The 264-nt window shown below is 66.3% G+C and carries 1 pseudogene; it reads left to right on the forward strand.

The features are described 5' to 3' along the window. Window positions 1–66: 66 nt before the first annotated feature. Window positions 67–264: pseudogene (locus tag ACRHNM_RS17030) on the forward strand (urocanate hydratase); the annotation flags it as partial.

Genomic DNA, 264 nt, shown 5'->3' on the forward strand with positions numbered 1-264 from the left:
GGCGGCATCGGCCGCGCCGCGCGCGATTGGGACTGCTACGACAAGATCGTCGAGACGCTCTAGCGCCTGGAGGACGACGAGACCCTGCTGGTGCAGTCGGGCAAGCCGGTCGGCGTGTTCAAGACCCACGCCAACGCGCCGCGCGTGCTGATCGCCAATTCCAACCTGGTGCCGCACTGGGCCACCTGGGAGCATTTCAACGAACTCGACGCCAAGGGCCTGGCCATGTACGGCCAGATGACCGCCGGCAGCTGGATCTACATC

Origin of the sequence: Psychroserpens mesophilus (assembly GCF_050617655.1) — a bacterium.
Classification (GTDB): domain Bacteria; phylum Bacteroidota; class Bacteroidia; order Flavobacteriales; family Flavobacteriaceae; genus Psychroserpens; species Psychroserpens mesophilus_A.